General features: G+C 64.7%; 5 protein-coding genes and 1 pseudogene. All 6 read right to left on the minus strand.

Annotated elements, in window-relative coordinates; genetic code table 11:
* Window positions 1-194: 194 nt before the first annotated feature.
* The 6 genes and pseudogenes from AC1D1W_RS19825 to AC1D1W_RS19850 all read right to left on the minus strand — a co-directional run bounded on the left by AC1D1W_RS19825 (window position 195) and on the right by AC1D1W_RS19850 (window position 4934).
* Window positions 195-548 (minus strand): hypothetical protein, encoded by a 354-nt coding sequence (locus AC1D1W_RS19825; protein ID WP_476944599.1) that lies wholly within the window; start codon window positions 546-548, stop codon window positions 195-197.
* A 96-nt stretch (window positions 549-644) separates the two neighbouring features.
* Window positions 645-1679, minus strand: coding sequence for an NAD-dependent epimerase/dehydratase family protein (locus tag AC1D1W_RS19830; RefSeq protein ID WP_476944600.1), 1035 nt, complete (start codon window positions 1677-1679; stop codon window positions 645-647).
* Window positions 1680-1712: 33 nt separating this feature from the next.
* Window positions 1713-1900: pseudogene (locus AC1D1W_RS19835) on the minus strand (glutathione-dependent formaldehyde dehydrogenase); the annotation flags it as partial.
* Window positions 1901-1992: 92 nt separating this feature from the next.
* Window positions 1993-2223 carry a hypothetical protein gene (locus AC1D1W_RS19840; protein WP_243177920.1) on the minus strand — a complete coding sequence of 77 codons (231 nt, stop codon included), beginning with the start codon at window positions 2221-2223 and terminating at the stop codon, window positions 1993-1995.
* Between the two features lie 723 nt (window positions 2224-2946).
* Window positions 2947-3972, minus strand: a complete 1026-nt coding sequence (locus AC1D1W_RS19845; RefSeq protein ID WP_476944601.1) for an NADPH:quinone reductase — start codon at window positions 3970-3972, stop codon at window positions 2947-2949.
* Between the two features lie 149 nt (window positions 3973-4121).
* Window positions 4122-4934, minus strand: a complete 813-nt coding sequence (locus AC1D1W_RS19850) for an MBL fold metallo-hydrolase (RefSeq protein WP_243177918.1) — start codon at window positions 4932-4934, stop codon at window positions 4122-4124.
* Window positions 4935-5123 lie beyond the last annotated feature (189 nt).

Consider the following 5123-nt stretch of genomic DNA (forward strand, 5'->3'; position numbering starts at 1 on the left):
ACGTTGACCAGGACACGCTTTTCGACTCGAGTGCTCACGTTATCTCCTTCGGTTTCGTCCACACTTGCTGAGAGCGAATTGATCAGCATGCTTATTATATTCGCTGTTGTTCGCAACTGCCAGAGGCTCCGGTAGAGACCACCCAGAACGGGCTTTCCCATGAGCTTCTGCCAAACGCAAGGCGTCCCGGAGTTTCAGCCGGATTTCCTCGGATGCGAAACTTTGCGCCCGCGCCAGAAGATCACGCTGGCCACGATCACGACGACGATTACTGCCGCGATGACGTATGGCGCGTATTCGACGCGGGTGTCCTTCGCTTCCTTAGTTTCTCCGGTCCCCGGATCGACCGGATTGCTGGGCGACGGCGACGGCGACATTGAGGACGGGGATGCGATGGATTGCAGGCCAAGGGGCAGCCTGACGTCCTCGAGCGCCGAGCTGGTCACCTGCGGGGGCGTTGCGGCACTGGCATCCGCCTGGACCGGCATGAAAGCCATGCCGCCAGCAAAGAGGAACGAGACCACGGTGGCGCGCACGATTTTCGCCATTGCATTTTGTCTCTGTTGCATGATGTCTCCCTTTTGCGATTGAGAGAATATTCAGTTTTAGTCGGCGGGTCCGGGGGCGTCGGGCTGCGTGGACCGTTACCGCGGCGCGAGCGGGGGCGAAGTCTCCCGGCCTTTGCCGGACCCCAGGCCGTCCAGCATTTCGGTCAATGACTCGAGCGAGGACCGTCGTGGGGTCCATCCCAGGAGGTCGTGCGCCCGCGCGGTATCCATGACGGGTGCGCCGGACGCCATGTCAATCCACCCGCCGTCGGTCGCTTGCAGCCGCAAGCGCCAACTGACCTCGACGACGGCGCGCAGTACCGGAAGCGGTAACGGCATCACCCGGCGAGCATTGAAAACCCACCCCAGCGCATTGGGATCCAGGACGGGTTCGGCCGCGATGTTGAAGGCACCGCGAGCCCGCCTCTGCAGCACGCGCCAGTAGGCGTCCGCGACGTCGGCGGCGTGCACCGCCTGGAAAACCAGCTCCTGCGGAATGGGCACCACGGGCAGCCGCGGCCTACGGGGAACGAGCCGTGCCAGGACACTGCCAAGAAAATAGCGGCCCACCTCGCTCCCGGCCTCTGCGCTGAACGTCAGCGCGGGTCGGAGCCGTGCCACGACGACGTCGGGGTTCTCCTTTGCGAAGCCGTCCAAGAGCTTCTCTTGCGCAGCCTTGTCCTCGCTGTAATGGGAGCCCTGGATGCCGCCGGCCGGCCAGCTCTCCTTGGTCCTCGGGGATTTGGGAGCGGGGGAGTAGGCGCCCACTGACGATGCGCACACGACCTGCCCGGTTCCGGCGGTACGGGCTGCCGCAAGGACCTGGGCAGTCCCCGCCACGTTGGTCCGGCGAAGGAGCTCCCGATCATGATTGGGCTGGATCAGCCACGCCAAGTGGACCAGGGCGTCGGCCCCGGTGAGGGCCGTCTCCAAGGCGGACTGGGCACTGGGGGTCCCGAGATCTATCGAATGCCACTCCACGTCGCGGTACGGGGCCGCGTCCTTCTCGGGTTCGCGGCGGGCAACACCGACGAGCTCAAGACTGGCGTCCTCCTCGGCGCGGGCTTCCTGGAGGCGCTGCAAGAGTGCCGTACCGACGTGTCCCGTGGCTCCGGTTATGACAATGCGCATGCGTTCTCCTCAGTGTGATTTGAGGGGGATAACTCACCCTTGCTCTGGAGAGCAGGGCCTGAGTACAACCGTGATGCAGCCATCTTGTTTCTTCTGGAACTTCTCATAGAGTTCTGCCGCCTCTTCCAGTGAACCCCTGTGGTGACTGGATGCATGACTCCCAGCGGATCACGGTCGGCTTCCACCGGGGGGAGCAGATCGTCGGTCCACCTGCGCACATTGCTGGGCCGCTCCACCTGCTGAGGGAACTCGTGGATACCACCCACCCAGTCGTCCTAGGGGCCGGGACCATCGGGGGCCATTTTTCTCCTCCTTATTGAGGCGTCGCCGACGTACCCTCGAGGAGTCGGACCCGTGCGCCGGGCATACCTATCAACGCTGCCGATGCCTTGTCGTCTGTCTCCAGGTCGAGGTGGACAAGCCGGTCCTGGCGGCGCTTGGCTACGACTGCGAAGTTGGCGCCGGCCAGGCATAGGACCTGCCCCTGAAGGACATCGCGGAGCCTGTACTTAACTGTGCCTGCGGCGTCTTCCGTTTTGGTCATCTACTCCTAAACCTCCCGTTTGGACGCGAGTGCGTGCCCCGTGTTGGGCAGAACCCGAATTGGTGGCCCTTTCCGTCGACGTCGAACCCGATCGTCACAAGTATTTAATCAGCATGCTTAGTAGTTCGCAAGGCGAAAAGGGAGCGCCGACTTCGGTCCAAGAAAGGGGCAGCCGGGTGCTGGAGTGAATGCCGCAAGCTGTGTTCTTCGGCGGCGGAGCCGAGCCTCGACACGCTGGGTGGGAAGGCCTAGCGTGGGGTCATGAGTGAGGTTCCTGAAAATGATGCGCCCGCACCGACGAAACGCGAATCTACTGAAGCCGACGGCGCTGGCATCGATGGTGAGGCGTTCTCTCCGGTGGTCGATCCGGACCATGCCCCGGCACCGACGCCCCGGGGCGGCGAGGCGGCCACAGGTGGAGAGCCGATCGTACCCGGCGCAATGAGTGTCGGCGGAAGCGGTGGAGGCCGTCACATCGCAAGGGACCCGAGGGAGGATCAAGGTACTGTCGCGGGTCCCGCGCCGGGACCTGAGGTGTCCCCGCAGCCCTGACGTGGAGGAATTCCTGACAGGGCTGGCAACGATGGCCGCAAGGCAGGTCTCCACCTCGCGAACGGAGAGCTGTGCGGCGCCGCCACGGGCCGGAGGGAACACCCCGCCGCGGTAGCCAGCAGCGATCCGCGTAGGTGAGCGGCCCAGCTGGGCCGGCGCAAGCAGAGGGGATCAGGCCGCGGACACGTCGACCAGGACCTTCCCGACGAAGCCTTGTTCTACGGCGTCGTGCGCTGCCGCGGTTTCCTCGAGTCGAAAGCGGGTGAGGGGCAGTCCGTGTTCATCGCCGACCCGCAATGCCCCCGCTTTCAGGGCCTCGGCGACGGCGGCAACGGCCGCCGCCTTCTGCTGCTCCGTCACGGTGTACGTGAGGATGAACTGGAATCGGACGTTCTTGCCCATGCTCTCGCGAATGGGTATGGCCAAGGATTCGCCGGGGTTGGCAGCATAAATGGAAATGGTTCCCCCCGGCTTCACCACCTTGAGGTCATTGCCGATGTTCGCCGGAGCATTGACGTCGACGATCGTATCAACGCCGCCAGGGGCTGCCTCATGCACGGCCCGCGGGACGTCGGCAGTGCGGTAGTTGATCACACTGTGCGCGCCGGCCCGGCGGGCAAGTTCACCTTTCCGCTCCCCGCTCACGGTCGCGATGACGGTTGCCCCGGCCCAGCGGGCGAGCTGAATGGCCGCGTGGCCCACCGCACCCGCGCCACCGGTGACCAGCACCACCCGCCCTCCCAGGGCGCCCGGCGAAAGCCTGGCCGGCCCGTCCTGGCTGGCGGTCAGTGCACGATGTGCCGTCAGTGCCGGGATCCCCAGGGATGCGCCCGTGTCGAAGGATTCCATGTCTGGAAGGGCAACCGCCTGCGCGGCCGGCACCGTCACGTACTCCTGGGCTGTGCCCTCGGTGCCGCCCCAGGCGACGTCCCAGAGCCAAACACGATCGCCGACGGACAGCCCCGGCACGCCGGATCCAAGCTCGTCGATAACGCCGGCACCATCTTGGTTGGGCACTTTTGGTGCCGCCAGCCTGCTTCCGCTCCCGCCGCCGGCCCTGGACTTCCAGTCGGTGGGATTGACGCCGGAGACCACCACCCGGACTCTGACCTGGCCCGGTCCGGGTGCCGGCAGTGGCCTGTCCTGAAGGGTCATCACGGACGAGGGTCCTGTCTTTTCGTACACGATGGCCTTCACTGTTACTCCGCTTCTTCGGCTTTCATAGGGGGACGGGATGGGTGCGCCGTAAGAACCCGGGGTCCTCCTGTCGCCATGATGGCTCGGATACCTCTGACGTCTATTGCGGCGCTTGATCCCACGCTAACGCAAAAGGGGAAATGGACTGATCAGGTCAAATGGTCGAAGTCGCCGCGCGCCCAAGCAGCGTGCCGTTGTGCGGAATCGTGCAGAATGGCCTTGGCGCCGGACGCGATTACATTGTTGAAGTTGCCATAGATTCGGTCGAACTTGAGCTCTCCCAGTTGTGCGGCGATTCGCACCGCCACCGCGCCGGATAACGGCACGTGGTTCGGGTAGCTGCGCATGAAGGCGATGGAGCGACGGTCTGGATTCGGATACACGCTGTCACCGGTCAGCAGAACTCCTTTGCCGCCGGCTCCTGCAGCCCAGTGCACCACCGCGCTGCCCGGGAAATGGCCCCCGGTCTGGTGCAGGGTCAACCCTTCTGCGATGGTTTGACTGCCGGACCAGTATTCGATGATCGGATCATTGCGCCCCAGCCATAGCCGGTCTGCGTCGGCCACGAGTACGGGGACGCCGCCGAGCCGATGCGACCATTCGACCTGCACGCCGAACATGTGCGGATGGCTGGCAGCGATCGCCAGGACCGGGCCCCGCTCGAGCACTGCCTTCACAGCTCTGTCGTCGACATATCCGACCGGATCCCACAACAGCGAACCCTCGTGTGTCGCCACAAGCTGGGCGGTCTGGCCGATCCCGACTCTTGGCTCCGTCCGGATCCCGACAAGGCCCGGCTCGTTCTCCTTCAACACCGTTTGCTGGCCCTCCTGCGCCAGCCCGTCCAGTGTGAGCCACTTTTGTCCGTCATCGGGCACATACTGCCGCTCATCGGCGCAGATCGGGCAAACCCCCGGGGCAGGTTCGTCGTGTTCCACGGCGCAAGTTGCGCAGATCAGCATGGTGGGTCCCTTCTAAGGCCTTGTGTCCTGCTCCTCTTGCCCACCGTAAGCGTGCCCGACGTCGTCGGGAAGCCTATGCCGCTATCAACCGCCCGCGATGGCAGCCGCAATCCCGCAATCCGAGTGTGCGTCGAATTGGGTGTCAGCAGCGTCGAGGCGTATTCAACGCACCGACGGGGACAACAGGGC

It is taken from the genome of Arthrobacter sp. P1_B4 (assembly GCF_056406555.1).

What these genes read in the sequence shown, in the direction of transcription:
- AC1D1W_RS19825 (WP_476944599.1), bottom strand. Translation starts at nt 548, where the DNA reads ATGGCGAAAATCGTGCGCGCCACCGTGGTCTCGTTCCTCTTTGCTGGC.
- AC1D1W_RS19830 (WP_476944600.1), bottom strand. Translation starts at nt 1,679, where the DNA reads ATGCGCATTGTCATAACCGGAGCCACGGGACACGTCGGTACGGCACTC.
- AC1D1W_RS19840 (WP_243177920.1), bottom strand. Translation starts at nt 2,223, where the DNA reads ATGACCAAAACGGAAGACGCCGCAGGCACAGTTAAGTACAGGCTCCGC.
- AC1D1W_RS19850 (WP_243177918.1), bottom strand. Translation starts at nt 4,934, where the DNA reads ATGCTGATCTGCGCAACTTGCGCCGTGGAACACGACGAACCTGCCCCG.